Here is a 12,639-nt window from a genome sequence, read left to right as displayed (position 1 = left end):
GGTTTATGTATATTTTTTATATATACATAAACTGTTCCTCATCTGTTTTCAAAATTATTCCATGATCAATTTCATGACACATTGTTTACAGTCAAAAGCAAGTCTGAAACTGTAATCACCTTGTCGGAGTCTATAAGGCATTTTTACTCCATCTTTTGGTTTCTTATCACCAAATTTTTTACAAAAACCATATTCATACTTTAGGCAATGTTTTGTGGTCATTACAGTTTTGCCTTTCGCATCTTTTTGGAGTTCAAAACCTTTTTCTAGGCTATCTACTCCATGTTTTTTGTAAAAAGACTCAGCCAAAGAATTCAGAATATTTCCATGATGATCCAAGGTTGCACTTGGAAAAGAAACTTCTTGTGGAAAGTTTTGACGAATCGGTTTTGGGTAAGAATTGATTCGTTTTTCAGCCAATTTATCTAGAACTTCTCTACGCCATTGGTTGAGCATTGAAGCAGGGAAGAAGTACATTTTTGAGGTCTGAATAGCTACTTCCGAAATGTAGAAATCCGAATCTCCACTTTTTGAAAGTTGTTTCTCAATATTTTTAAGGGCAACGTCTTCTTTTTGAGCAAGCTCAACTTGTGCCTCAAAAGTAGAGGTTACCGTGTTTTGGTCTTTGTCAGTAGCTTCTAGTAAGAACTTACCATCATATTCTGATAAACTGATTTTTACATCTAGTACTCTTCTGCTTTGATCTTGAAGTAATGTTTTTTCAAATTGATGATCATGGTTTCTGAAAATTTCCAAGCCGTTTCGGATACCATTCATACTCATCGGAAATAATTTGTTTCCGTCTACTGTATTGATTTTTGTACCGACAAAAGCCGTTTTTTTCCGATCCCAAAACATAATCCCATCTCCATTTGCAAACGGGGTGTCATTGTCCAGCGTAAAGAATTTATTTCCGACTTGTTTAACCTTTCCTACCAATTTACCTCTTGATTTAGGTGAATCGAAGGAAGTAATCTGATCTCCTTCACGTCCATCTAAAAAATAAGAGGTGAATCCTCTATTGAAAGTTTTTTCAAGATCAGCGTCGAATTTCGTCTGAACCACTTTTCCGCTAGAAGCAGGAATAAATGAAGCATCTTTTTCCATACAGTCATCCAATTCTTTTCTGAATTGTGTGACCATATTTTTTACATAATCAGGCCCTTTTAACCTTCCTTCAATCTTGAAAGAAGTAATCCCAGCTTTTGCCAATTCGTCAACTCTATGAGAAAGGTTCAGGTCTTTCAGAGAAAGCAAGTGCTTATCTTTTTCAATGATCTGTTCATCTCTGTCGGTCATTTGGTATTTTAAGCGACAGGGTTGAGCACATTCGCCTCTATTGGCAGACCTTTTTCCGATTGCATGACTCATATAGCATTGTCCACTGAAGCTTACACATAAAGCTCCTGCCACAAAGTATTCGAGTTCTACATTTGTATTTTGTTGGATTTCTTGAATCTGAGCCAAAGAAAGTTCTCTAGCTAGAACTACACGATCAAATCCAGCTTTTTCCATAAACTGAATCTTAGGCAGCTCATAATTGTGTGTCTGAGTACTTGCATGCAATGGAATAGGAGGGAGATCAAGCTCTAATAAGCCCATATCTTGAATGATAAGGGCATCTGCACCCATCTGATAAAGTCGATCAATAAGTGTTTGAGCTTTTCTGATTTCCTGTTCATAAAGCAAAGTGTTCAACGTCACGAACACTTGAGCGTTAAATCGGTGAGCATATTGAATGAGTGCTTCAATATCTTCTAAAGAATTAGATGCATTAGCTCTTGCACCGAACTGATTAGCTCCTATATACAATGCATCCGCACCGTAATTGATTGCTATTTTTCCTTGTTCCAAATTTTTGGCAGGTGCCAATAACTCAAGCTTTCTCATAACCGACTAAAGTAGCGGTACTTGAGTAGTTTGTCAATAATATACTGTGAATGAGTTTAAAATCTACCTTCTGATTGTAAACAAGGTTTTAATGCAATACTAAAGCATTGTCATAAAGACTACTTACCTGTAGCCAATTGGAAGTTTCATAAGGAAGAGGAGCCTCTTCTGTATCTACAATTTTGACGCCTTTTTCAGGGTGGAAAGTAGCCGTAAAATGATAATCTTCTAAGTGACCTTTTAGCTCTTGCTCTTCAAAAAGTCTTTTCTCTGGAATGATAAAAGTAGAATTTCCGATATGGAGTACAATTACTTTGTCTTCATCTGAAAGGTGACGAATGTCATTAATTGTGATAGCCTTATTTGAAGCTGTTTCAGATTGGATTATTTCGGTTTTAGGCACATACTGATCTAGCACTTCTTCCAAATTTAAAGAAGGGAGAAATATTACCCACATCAATATGATATACCCTAATAGCTTCACACCTAAAGACTTAATCTTCGCGATTTCTCGTCAGTACACAAACAGTAAATATTTGTAAATGATTCCGAATGAGTCTATTTGAGTAGGTGTATAGTACAAGACAAAAAGCATCTTTTTAGTATAACCTAGGTTACAAAAAATCATTTTGGGATACTTTAACTTTGGGCGTTCAAAAACCTAAAAAAACATTAAAAGCCATAGAAAGTATGTTTTGTGCTTTTGGTAAAGGCTTAAAAATGTGGTTGATACAATTGTTATTTTCTGTTATCATCACATTTCAAATTTGCACAATGTGAGGCATTACTTCACATTTGCGACCGTTTTTAATCTCACTACTAAAATAGTATAGGCAACGAAAGACTGATCACTGCCTGTGCAAACAACTTCGACTAAACGTAAAATGAAAAAAGTAATTTTTACTGCGATTTTAGCAGCGTTCATGGTCTCTTGTGGAGAAGATCATACGGAGCACGGAGAGCATGATGCTCATGGAACTGAAAGTAAGAGCCTTTATGCTTTTGCAGATATTGAGCATGGTAAGGCGCAGTCACCAATTAATATTGTGACTTCAGAGGCAAAAACAGGAAAACATACAATCTCTTTGGGCTGTAAGTCTGCTCACGCTATAGATGTAGTAAATAAAGGGCATACCATCCAACTTGATTTTGAGAAAGGAGCGCCTACAACTTTTGACGGTAAGGATTATAATTTTGTACAGTGTCATTTTCATACACCATCGGAGCACCTAATTGATGGAATGACTTACCCTATGGAAATGCACCTTGTACATACAAGAACCAATGATGAAAACCCAGAGCAAACTGACTATTTGGTTGTGGGTATCATGTTTAAGATGGGACAAGAAAACAGAATGATTAAAGAATTCTTGAATAAAGTCCCTAAAAAAGCGCATGAAAAAGAAATGGTAGACAAAGATGGTATTTACTTATCTGAGTGTGCTTCAGGCCATGAAAGTGCTTTGGAAGACCTTCATTACTATCATTATCAGGGTTCGTTGACAACACCTCCATACACTGAGACAGTGGAGTGGTTGGTGATTAAAGATACTTTTGAAGCCTCTCAAGCGCAGATCGAGAAAATTAATGCAATTGAAGGCAATAATGCCAGACACGTACAACCAATGTGTTCAAGACCAGTTGACGCCAACTAAGCTAAACTGTATTATTATATTTCGTTTTCTATCAGAAACCCGCTTCAATTCTTCTTTTTAAGAAGACTTGAAAGTGGGTTTTTTCTTTTCAGTTGTATTAAAATCAGTTAGTTGTCACTATTAGAGCCTAACTTTATTCATTTAAGGGAGAGAGAATTCAAGGTAGGAAAGAGCTTAGACAGAGAATTTGAAGAAGATTCGATTAACTTTAGGAAATTACCTTATCATCTATTTTTTATCTAAACCAAATTATTGAGATGAAGCGCATACAACTTTTTGAGTTTGAAGATTTCCAATGGTTTCCTAATTCTTTCAGAATGACAATGACGAAGCTACTCAATGTCTTACAAAAGATGATGGGAGTAGAGAAGGTGATTGCTAACCTTTTATTGGAAGCTAAACAGAAGACAAATTTTACCAGAGTAGTAGATCTAGGTTCTGGGTCTGGAGGAGCAATGCCAATGGCTATAGCGTATTTGAATTCTCAATTTGAGGCTGAAATAGTCGATTTGCTTTTAACTGATTTACATCCTAATGCAAAACTTGCAGTATCATTTAATTCAGATGAAAGTAATTCTATTTCTTATCAAGAAGAATCATTAGATGCAGTAAACTTGGATAATACTCCAGAAGGGATAAAAACTATGATCAATAGTTTTCACCATATGCCTCCCAAAATAGCAAGTGAGATTTTAGCTTCAGCTCAAAAGAATAAAGAAAGTATCCTGATCTATGAGTTAGGTGAAAATAAAGTACCCGTGTTTGTTTGGGGATTGTTGTTACCCATTACCTTACCTATATTGGCTATCATGTCTATTTTTATGCTGCCTTTTATCAAGCCGTTAACTTTTAAGGACATTTTATTTACATGGCTAATTCCTCTTGTTCCTATTTTCTATGCTTGGGATGGACAAGCTTCTTTACCCAGAACTTATACTTTTGAAGATATTGAAGAATTACTTCCACCTTCAGACAATGAATATACTTGGGAAGTAAAGCCAGCAGAAAAAGAAAATGGTAAAAAATTGGGTTATTATATTTTGGGGATGCCTAACTTTTAAAATTAATTTATTAAGAAATGCCTCTATTAGTTATTAACCAATAGAGGCATAATTTTTAACTTGTAAGTTAAAATCTGAATATTTTTATAGATTATATAGTAAATCTACTTCCTCTTTAGTGAGGGCTTTATTAAAAATATGGATATCATCAATCGCTCCGTTTAAGAAGTAAGGATATGAACTATGGTCTTGTTTTCCGATAGTTATTGGTGCTGTATTTGTGTATAAATTAATAGATACATTTTCACTAAATTCAACTTCTCCATTTACATATAGTTTCATTTGTGAACCATCATAAGTTCCTGTTACGAAATACCATTCATTTAAATTTATGTTTGTTTCACCAACATACGCATACCTATATCCATTATCACCAACGATACCGAATTTAAATCGAACCTTATTTGGATCAAGTTCTCCACAGCCATTTCCTTCAAAGTTATCATCGTAATATAAACCCCAATTACCTCTTTGAGTTTCAATACCTTTTTCTATTATCCGGTTAGATTCACAGTTATCGGAATTAAATGCAGAAGGCTTAACCCATACAGCTATTGAAAACTGTGTGTCAAAAGCAAATGACGAACTATGAGGTATGCTGATATAGCTATTACCATCAAAGTGGTAAGCGCTATTGGTGTTGCTTTTTCTGTCATTTGTTAAACTTGCATTATATACAGTACTGTTATTCCCGTTGTCTGTAATATCGTCTCCATTACCAATAAAAGGGTAATATGCAACAAGATTACTTTTTAATGAAACATATGAGTCAGTGTGACAAATGTATTGGGTGTATTCAACTTCTTCTTCGTCAAGGATATCGTTTTTGTTTAAGTCGATACCCGTTTCGATCTTATACCCTCCATAAAAGCAGTTGTTTCCTGCTTTTTCTTCTGTCAATTTTATAAGACTACTTTGTCCATCGGTACCATTTTCCCCATTACATATGTATTGAGTTGATTCTATTTCTTCATAATCAAGAGTACCATTTTTGTTAAGGTCTATTCCGATATCTATTTTTTGTCCTCCAGCGGAACAATTTTCTCCGATAGGTTCATTGACAATATTGAACAAACTATTACCCTCTGTCAGTCCAATTTCTCCTTCGCAAGAAACTAGGGATATTAAAAAAAAATAAAAAAAATGTTTCACTTTAAATTGAGTTTAATGAATGATAAATAGCTGAAAAATACTTTTGAAATTTTAAAAAGAGTTGTCTTTTTTGACTATCTAAATTTAAGTGATATAATTTAAAAATATAAATAAAAGTTTGATGATTTACTTCATGTGATGAGCTATTTTGAGATAGGTGATTAAGACTAGAAAGTTACTTTCTAGTCTTTTGATGTTTATTTCATTAAGAAGCAGCTCTAATATTTGAATTATTTTCGTCCGAGTTTTTGACCTCGACCTCTAACGTCCATTGGTTGACTTGGTAATTTTTACACCAATCTTCTACTTCCTTCGGAATCATCGTTCTGAATTTGTGTTTGTCTTTCGGAATAACATCTATCATTCCCTTTATCATCATTTCAGGGTCATATTGACCATCAGGGCTAGCGACACTTTCTTGAATATCTCTAATCGCTTTTGCTTCTGTAAAGTTTTTATTTTCATCGTACCATTGATCTACCGAGTCATACATTCGATCATTAAATCCTGTTCTGAAAGCCGCAGGATTGATCGTCGCGACAGTAATATCAAAAGGCTTTAGCTCATCGCGCATACATTGTGCTACGGCTTCCAAAGCGTGTTTGGAAGCATTGTAAGGAGCTAGAAAAGGGTAGGTAGAAACACCTGCCATAGAAGACACAAAGAAGATTTTACCCGCCCTTCTTTCTACCATTTTCTTTACGAAACCTTGTGTGAATTCGAGCGTACCAAAAACATTCGTTTCCATCACTTTTCGTAGGAGATCAACAGGGATTTCAGCAATAGGTCCAGTTTCTCCGATACCTGCATTGTTGACTAAAATATCAATATCATATTGCCATGCTTTTCTTCGATCAATCTGATCTAGGATATCTATTTTTGTGACTTCAATGTTCTGTAGACCTAAAGCTTCTATTTCTTCTAGCAGTGCAGTTTTTTGTTCCCAAAGGTGAACAGCCGCAATGACGTGATGTCCATTTTTTGCAAGCCCTAAAGCTGTACCTTTTCCTAGCCCAGAACCAGCTCCTGTTATTAGAATCCTTTTCATAGTTAGTTGAATAAAGTGAATAATTAAGCTCTTGTGTATTTGGTGATTTCGGCATCACCATCTGCAACTTCGGGCAGTTTGGCTAATAATCTTTTCATATGTTCCATTTCCCAATGTGCCGCTTCTACTTCCGAGTTTTGCCAAATTTCTAAGGAAGTAAAAAGGGTTTCATCTTCGGTTGACTGCAAATAAGTATAAGTGATACAGCCTTCTTCATTCGCTAGGGTTTCTGTAATAAACTCTTGAAGAAGTGCTTTCATTTCTTTCACTTTGTCAGCTTGGCAATGGAATTTTGCAAATACATATAATGGTGTATTCATAGGGTTTGTCTTTAGTCATCATATAATTGGTATAAGCTCCATGGTCTTTGCCATATATTTTTCACCTGTCATCTGATGAGCTATCTGAGGGTAGTGATTTAGCCGATTATCATACTTTTCGATGTAGGCTTTATTCACCTCTTCGTTGATTTCATCTAAATCTTTAGGGATAATGCCATTGACTTCAATGATTTTGTCATCACATTTGATTGCGCCTTTAGAATCGGAAAGGAAACTTGAATACCAGCTTCTTTCACTAAATGAATACTGTCTACAGAATATTCTACCATCAACTACAACCATCCAGATGTCATTGAAAGAATGGGTTTCTCCAGCTCGGATTTGTGGTGTTTTTGTTTCGTCTACGAGCTTTAAGATTTCGTCTTTTGTCATAGCGATTTATTTCATGTATTTATCAAAGAAAGTAGTCATCTTTTCTGGGTAAAGACCAAAGTAATTATAGCCATCGAAACGTCTGTCTGTTCCTTCAATCCAAAACAGTTCTTTCTCTTCTGAGCTGATATTATCGAAGATTTCTTGAGCATCTTTAGGGTTGTCAGTCCATACATCGTCTAGGACTTCAGCCATAAAATAAGGGACTTTCACCGCCGATGAATAATTCTGAGGATGCATTTCTCCATTGGTAAAACCACCTAATTTGACTTGTTCAAAATCCATCAGTTCCATGTACTGATTTACTCCCATTAGCCCTGCAAATGAGGTCATGAGAGCTGTCATGGAAACCGTCATTGGCCCAAAGAAGCATTTAAGGTTTTCAAATAACTCGGGATGTCTGTAAATCGCTTCATATTGTGCATTTCCTCCCGTACAACGACTGTAAAGTCCTACGGTCATTTTGGATAGTTTTGGGTGCGCATCCACGTATTTTTTCGCTCCTACGCAGTCTCGCCATTCATAACGACCAATTCCACAGATTCCGCCATTGGCACTGCCGCTATTTCCATGATTTCGGAGATCATAAGCCAAAATATTATAGCCTGCCCTTGAAAGGTGAGCCATATGGGCTACAAAGTCGATTTCAAGCGTATCTACATTAGAGAAAGGCTCTCCAAAGTGTCCTGTGAAACCCGAACGACTCATAGGCATAGGGTGGTTGATAATAATTAGTTTGTCGCTTTCTCCATCTACCGCAGGGATGTACCAACCTTCCAATGGGACACCATCTGATGAAGGGAAGTACACATCTTCCCAGTTAGGAATTCCATGATCTTTTGGGGTTTTATGGACGGGTGTGCGGAACATCGGACGAACCGCAAATTCTGCCAAATATTTAATCGTAGCGTAGTCTTTTTCAGCAATTGATTTTTGTTGCTCGATAGCTTTCAGGTAGCGTTCTTCGCCCATTCTACTTTTCAAAGTGCTATCTATTTGATACTCTAAAGTTTTTTGAAACATAATATTTCAAGTTGTAAGAGTGATACAATAAGATTTTGTTTGACTAGCAATAGGTAAATCAGCTAAAACAGAGGATGTTTGATGAAAGCAATGTCGCTTTATTTTAAATAAATGTGAATGCACAGATCACTTAAAAAATGAAACATTTTACTGATTTCGATAGACCTTAGGAGATAGCCCTGTTTTTTTCTTGAAGAAACGGGTGAAATAGGTAGGATATTCAAAACCCAAACTATAAGCAATCTGACTGATACTTAAGTTGGTTTTTCTGAGTTTGGATTTTGCTTGTTTGACGATGTTTTCATGAATATGTTCTAGTGGAGATTTACCTGTGAAGTGTTTAATCACATCTCCGAAATAGTTTGGAGAAAGATTGGCTCTATCTGCGAAGAAGGACACGGAAGGTAAATAAACTTCCTGTTCGGGTTCATAAAAATAACCGTCTAGTTCTGAGAGGAACGAATCAACGACTTTATTGTAGTCATTGCTTCTTGTATCGAATTGGCGTTTGTAGTATGAATGAATATAGGTGAGTATCAATTGTGCATAAGAGAGAATAATTGCTTCGTTAAAATCTTCTTTCTGATATTCATCATATGCTTTTTTAAAGATGTCAATAAGTACAACTTCTTCTTCTTCAGTTAAAAATAAAGACTCATGATTTTCGTATTTGAAAAAGCTGTATTCATCAGTATACTTTTTAAAAACCGCTTCACTTAGTAGTATATGATAGCCTCCCCAAGTTTGTTTTACGTCCCAAGCCAATGTTTTTTTAGGGACATCTAAAAAGGCAAAAGTATTGCGGGTGTCTTCTTTTGTCTTGCCAAAAGCTTCAGTTTCACTAAAATTCAATTTGATAGCCATCAAATAAAAATCAACAATAATAGGTTCAGAACTAAGTTTGAGGTTTGAGTGGTCGTCATAATTGGTAAGGTGGACTTTGTTGCTTTTACATCCATCAATATTCAGATATTTTGTGAATTCAGTTATAGAATAGGTCTTGGGCATATTTTTACTCAGAATTGTATTTTACATATAACTCTTACCAAAGAGCTTCTATATTCTAAATTTCAAAATGGACGAATAAATTCTGATTTGTAGAATAATCTTCATTTTTGATGTAGAAAGTAAGTTTGGTCATTTGACTTGGTTGGAAATAAACTGAATATTTGTCTATCTCGTTTCAATTATAAATCAGCCCGAGTAGATCGATGAATGACATTAAGCAAACTTTTAAAGCCTTTTTACAGCCTGTTATATCCACAGAAAAGATTATAGATGAATTATTAACGCTTCTTTTAGAGATTTCTGAGGTCAAAGAATACGAAAAAGGAACTAATTTACTGAAAGAGGGAGAGTACTGTAAAAATGCCTACATCATTCACAAAGGCTTTATTCGTAGATATACGCTGCAAGATGGGAAAGATATTACATTAGAATTTGCTCACGAGAACGAAATGATCACTTCGATCTACTCTATCACAACAGGAAAAGCTTCATTAGATTATTTAGAGGCTGTAGAGAATTCTACGGTTATCCAAATTGGCTTTCAAAATATCCAAGAATTATATCATGAATCTATAGACTCACTTTATTTCGGACGATTGTTAAGGGATAGATATTATTTAAGTCTAGAAAAACGTATTCTTTCTCTTCAGATGCACTCCGCAAAAGAAAGATACGATGATTTGATGACAAACCAACCTGAAGTAATCCAAAGGGCTTCATTAGGGCAAATCGCTACCTATTTAGGGATTACGCAAGAAACCTTGAGTAGAGTGAGAAAGAAAAGTAAATAAGTTCTTTAGCAGAAAATAGTCTGCCAATTGCTTTTTGATATTTGTCAAAAGACTTCGAAAAGCCGTCAACTAACTTTGTCTTATCATTAAAAGTAGATAAGACATGAAAACAAACACAAACAACTCGCAGAATTATAATTACCCAAGATTTAAAGCTGATTTCTACCAATTCCATGACTTTATGGGTTTGAAGGAGGGTGATCGGTTCATTGACTATGAATTGATGACTGCCGAAGGAAAAAAAGTAAAGATTTCAGATTTTCTTGATAAGCCTCTAGTTTTCGAGATGGGAAGTATCACTTGCCCAATGTACGGAGGACATGTAAACCCTATGCAAGAAATTGCAAAACGTCATCCAGAATACAATTTTGTTGTTTTATATGTTCGTGAAGCTCATCCTGGAAATATCATCAAAAATCACTTAAGCCAAACGGATAAAGTAGCTGCGGCAAGAGAAGCAATTCGTTTTTACGATGACCGAAGAACCATTCTAATTGATAATCTAGACGGTAAGGCACATAAGACTTACGGAGAATTGCCTAATAGTATGTTTATCATCGGGACAGATGGGGTGATTAAATACGTAAGGGCATGGAATAATACCGATTACCTTGAACCAATTTTAGAGCATATCAGTAAAAATCAGTCCCCCGACAATTTGAAGTTCAGACCTGCTAAACCAGGAGTTATACAGTCATTTAAAACGCTATTCCATGGAGGTTGGGTAGCTGCTTATGATTTTATCGTAGAATTACCTCTACTCTTGAAAAAGCACTACAAGGCTGGCAATTTATTTTAACTGAAAACAAAGAAATTATGTCATTTCCTTATTCTTATCTATTGATTTCTGGGCTTGTTCATGTGGTAATGTTACTCTATATCTACATCGCTTTTGATCAAGAGTGAGGTAAGAATAACAATGTACTTTCTGATATCATCTGTGGGTAGTGTTTGGGTAAGATGTAAAAAAGGTAGAGATAAGTTAAATCTGTCTCTACCTTTTTATGGTTAAGCTTTAGTCAAAGTCAACTCTGTAATTTCTGGAGCCATCCCGATACGACCAGCGTATGCGTGATAACCAAAACCTCTGTTTACGTACAAGAATTGTTTTCCTTCTTGGTATAAACCAGCCCATCTTGGGTAACGGTATTTTACAGGACTCCATTTGATACCCGGAATTTCGATACCAAATTGCATTCCGTGTGTATGACCAGAAAGTGTAACGTCAATGTCTGTGTCACGAACTTGAGCATCCCAGTGAGAAGGGTCATGAGAAAGTAACATTTTAAATGGAAGACCTTCTGTCCCACTTAGTGCTTTGTTCAAGTCTCCTTTTTTCAAGAAGCCTTCACCCCAGTTTTCAACACCCAAAATACCAATGCGCTCACCATCTTTTTCAAGAACTCTGTTTTCATCCAAAAGAAGATCAAAGCCCATATCTCTGTTGGCTTGTTTTACAGCATCAAAGTTCGCGATTTGGTCATTTTTGTTTTCCCAAGGCACGTACATTCCGTAATCGTGATTACCAAGAATGGAATACTTACCATATTTGGCTTTCATCTGTTTCATAACATCTACCCAACCATCAGTTTCAATCGCGAGGTTATTGACCAAATCACCTGTGAAAAGAATAACATCAGGCTCCAATTCATTGATTTGTTCAACAGCTCTTTGCACGGATGGGTGACCTTTCGGGAAACTGCCAATATGAATATCAGAAATCTGAACAACCTTCAAACCATCAAAAGCTTTTGGTAGGTTGTCAAATGAAAGTGTTTTTTTGATCACTCTAAAATCATAACGTCCTTTCAGCATTCCGTACAGAAATGCTCCGGCAGGAACAGCAGCTAAACCTGCACCTACATAGGTTAAAAATTTCCCCCTACTTATTTTGGTAGCGGTTTCTTCATCTACTTTCGGTGCTGAAAAGAGGTATTCTCCAATCATTTTTGTCCAATACACCAAATCATTTGCACCGTGGAATAGTACAAAGATCAGTTTAGAGAAAATGGACATCATGATTAGCGCATTGGCTATGAAGAAATAAGGGGTATATCCTGGAACTCTATATTTTTCAAATAGGAATACTTCTGCAACAAAAAGTAAATAGATAAATACATTGAATACCCAATAGCCTTTCAACAATAGCCCTTGAGTAGATTTTTTGGAAATGTCTTCAGCCAAAAGTTTTACTCCTTTAAATGAATACAAGTCCAAAAGGAATAAAATGACAAATACAACTGAGACAAAAATGACTACGCGCTCTTTCATTATGATGTGTTTCTAAAATATAGTTCG

Annotated in this window: 13 protein-coding genes; 4 read left to right on the top strand and 9 right to left on the bottom strand. The window is 35.7% G+C overall.

Translation table 11 applies throughout. The features are described from left to right. Nucleotides 1-54: 54 nt before the first annotated feature. Entirely contained in the window at nt 55-1,890 is a 1,836-nt protein-coding gene (locus BC781_RS03590; RefSeq protein WP_109615872.1) for a peptidase U32 family protein, read from the bottom strand. Nucleotides 1,891-1,978: 88 nt separating this feature from the next. Further along, nucleotides 1,979-2,347 (bottom strand): hypothetical protein, encoded by a 369-nt coding sequence (locus tag BC781_RS03585; protein WP_109615871.1) that lies wholly within the window; start codon nt 2,345-2,347, stop codon nt 1,979-1,981. A gap of 427 nt (nt 2,348-2,774) precedes the next feature. On the opposite strand from BC781_RS03585, the gene BC781_RS03580 reads away from it, so the two are divergent. Both BC781_RS03580 and BC781_RS03575 read left to right on the top strand, forming a co-directional pair. Then, on the top strand, nt 2,775-3,545 hold the full coding sequence (locus tag BC781_RS03580; RefSeq protein ID WP_109615870.1) for a carbonic anhydrase family protein: 771 nt from the start codon (nt 2,775-2,777) through the stop codon (nt 3,543-3,545). Nucleotides 3,546-3,802: 257 nt separating this feature from the next. Then, nucleotides 3,803-4,606: a hypothetical protein gene (locus BC781_RS03575; RefSeq protein ID WP_109615869.1), complete on the top strand. Its 804-nt coding sequence runs from the start codon at nt 3,803-3,805 to the stop codon at nt 4,604-4,606. A gap of 84 nt (nt 4,607-4,690) precedes the next feature. Here the strand turns inward: BC781_RS03575 and BC781_RS03570 are convergent, their stop codons facing one another. From BC781_RS03570 to BC781_RS03545, 6 genes are all read right to left on the bottom strand, one after another. Further along, nucleotides 4,691-5,758 carry a LamG domain-containing protein gene (locus BC781_RS03570; protein WP_109615868.1) on the bottom strand — a complete coding sequence of 356 codons (1,068 nt, stop codon included), beginning with the start codon at nt 5,756-5,758 and terminating at the stop codon, nt 4,691-4,693. A gap of 205 nt (nt 5,759-5,963) precedes the next feature. After that, nucleotides 5,964-6,806 (bottom strand): SDR family oxidoreductase, encoded by an 843-nt coding sequence (locus BC781_RS03565; protein ID WP_109615867.1) that lies wholly within the window; start codon nt 6,804-6,806, stop codon nt 5,964-5,966. Between the two features lie 23 nt (nt 6,807-6,829). Continuing rightward, entirely contained in the window at nt 6,830-7,126 is a 297-nt protein-coding gene (locus BC781_RS03560; RefSeq protein WP_109615866.1) for a putative quinol monooxygenase, read from the bottom strand. Nucleotides 7,127-7,144: 18 nt separating this feature from the next. Beyond that, nucleotides 7,145-7,519, bottom strand: coding sequence for a DUF2255 family protein (locus BC781_RS03555; protein ID WP_109615865.1), 375 nt, complete (start codon nt 7,517-7,519; stop codon nt 7,145-7,147). A 6-nt stretch (nt 7,520-7,525) separates the two neighbouring features. Then, a complete protein-coding gene (locus BC781_RS03550; protein WP_245935574.1) occupies nt 7,526-8,542 on the bottom strand; it encodes an alpha/beta hydrolase family protein in 1,017 nt (338 codons plus the stop codon). A gap of 147 nt (nt 8,543-8,689) precedes the next feature. Beyond that, entirely contained in the window at nt 8,690-9,550 is an 861-nt protein-coding gene (locus BC781_RS03545) for a helix-turn-helix domain-containing protein (RefSeq protein ID WP_109615864.1), read from the bottom strand. Between the two features lie 203 nt (nt 9,551-9,753). On the opposite strand from BC781_RS03545, the gene BC781_RS03540 reads away from it, so the two are divergent. Together BC781_RS03540 and BC781_RS03535 are read left to right on the top strand one after the other, a co-directional pair. Then, on the top strand, nt 9,754-10,341 hold the full coding sequence (locus BC781_RS03540) for a Crp/Fnr family transcriptional regulator (protein WP_109615863.1): 588 nt from the start codon (nt 9,754-9,756) through the stop codon (nt 10,339-10,341). A gap of 103 nt (nt 10,342-10,444) precedes the next feature. Continuing rightward, complete coding sequence (locus tag BC781_RS03535; RefSeq protein ID WP_109615862.1) at nt 10,445-11,140, top strand: deiodinase-like protein; 696 nt, start codon at nt 10,445-10,447, stop codon at nt 11,138-11,140. A 209-nt stretch (nt 11,141-11,349) separates the two neighbouring features. Here BC781_RS03535 and BC781_RS03530 read toward each other — a convergent pair whose 3' ends face one another. Continuing rightward, a complete protein-coding gene (locus tag BC781_RS03530; protein WP_109615861.1) occupies nt 11,350-12,612 on the bottom strand; it encodes a metallophosphoesterase in 1,263 nt (420 codons plus the stop codon). Nucleotides 12,613-12,639 lie beyond the last annotated feature (27 nt).

It is taken from the genome of Sediminitomix flava (assembly GCF_003149185.1).
Classification (GTDB): domain Bacteria; phylum Bacteroidota; class Bacteroidia; order Cytophagales; family Flammeovirgaceae; genus Sediminitomix; species Sediminitomix flava.
The sequence above is the reverse complement of the archived record's forward strand: the minus strand, read 5'-3'. Positions and strand labels throughout refer to the sequence as shown.

Excerpts from the sequence above, each read along its gene's own strand:
- BC781_RS03555 (WP_109615865.1), bottom strand. The coding sequence starts at position 7,519 with ATGACAAAAGACGAAATCTTAAAGCTCGTAGACGAAACAAAAACACCA.
- BC781_RS03580 (WP_109615870.1), top strand. The coding sequence starts at position 2,775 with ATGAAAAAAGTAATTTTTACTGCGATTTTAGCAGCGTTCATGGTCTCT.
- BC781_RS03585 (WP_109615871.1), bottom strand. The coding sequence starts at position 2,347 with ATGTGGGTAATATTTCTCCCTTCTTTAAATTTGGAAGAAGTGCTAGAT.
- BC781_RS03530 (WP_109615861.1), bottom strand. The coding sequence starts at position 12,612 with ATGAAAGAGCGCGTAGTCATTTTTGTCTCAGTTGTATTTGTCATTTTA.
- BC781_RS03575 (WP_109615869.1), top strand. The coding sequence starts at position 3,803 with ATGAAGCGCATACAACTTTTTGAGTTTGAAGATTTCCAATGGTTTCCT.
- BC781_RS03550 (WP_245935574.1), bottom strand. The coding sequence starts at position 8,542 with ATGTTTCAAAAAACTTTAGAGTATCAAATAGATAGCACTTTGAAAAGT.
- BC781_RS03535 (WP_109615862.1), top strand. The coding sequence starts at position 10,445 with ATGAAAACAAACACAAACAACTCGCAGAATTATAATTACCCAAGATTT.
- BC781_RS03565 (WP_109615867.1), bottom strand. The coding sequence starts at position 6,806 with ATGAAAAGGATTCTAATAACAGGAGCTGGTTCTGGGCTAGGAAAAGGT.
- BC781_RS03540 (WP_109615863.1), top strand. The coding sequence starts at position 9,754 with ATGAATGACATTAAGCAAACTTTTAAAGCCTTTTTACAGCCTGTTATA.
- BC781_RS03560 (WP_109615866.1), bottom strand. The coding sequence starts at position 7,126 with ATGAATACACCATTATATGTATTTGCAAAATTCCATTGCCAAGCTGAC.
- BC781_RS03590 (WP_109615872.1), bottom strand. The coding sequence starts at position 1,890 with ATGAGAAAGCTTGAGTTATTGGCACCTGCCAAAAATTTGGAACAAGGA.
- BC781_RS03545 (WP_109615864.1), bottom strand. The coding sequence starts at position 9,550 with ATGCCCAAGACCTATTCTATAACTGAATTCACAAAATATCTGAATATT.